Genomic DNA, 344 nt, shown 5'->3' on the forward strand with positions numbered 1-344 from the left:
AGCGGCGGCAAGGGCGGCAACGGCGGCGTGGCGGGTGGAGTCGGCGCGACCGCAGGCGCCAACGGCAACGGTGGCGCGGCCAGCGCCGGCGGTGTCGGCGGAGCAGCAGGCCACGGCGGCGCCGGGATCAACGGCACCACCGGTATCGCGGGAGTCAATGCCGGCGCAGGTGTGGCCGGCGGCGATGGCGGTGCCGGCGGTAAGGGTGGCGCAGGTGGGACCGGCGGCACTGGTGGTGCGGCCGGAACCGGAGGCACCGGCGGCACCGCGGGTGCTAACGCCAAGGGCGGCGACGGCGGGCTCGGCGGCAACGCCGGCACCGCAGGCACCGGCGGCCGCGGCGC

Annotated in this window: 1 protein-coding gene; it reads left to right on the forward strand. The window is 79.1% G+C overall.

Annotated elements, in window-relative coordinates; translation table 11 throughout:
- Positions 1-344 (forward strand): hypothetical protein (locus tag ACZY1I_RS32265; protein ID WP_463761719.1); only part of this gene is annotated, 344 nt, incomplete at both ends.

The sequence above is a fragment of the Mycobacterium sp. IDUB_37 genome, from assembly GCF_055419245.1.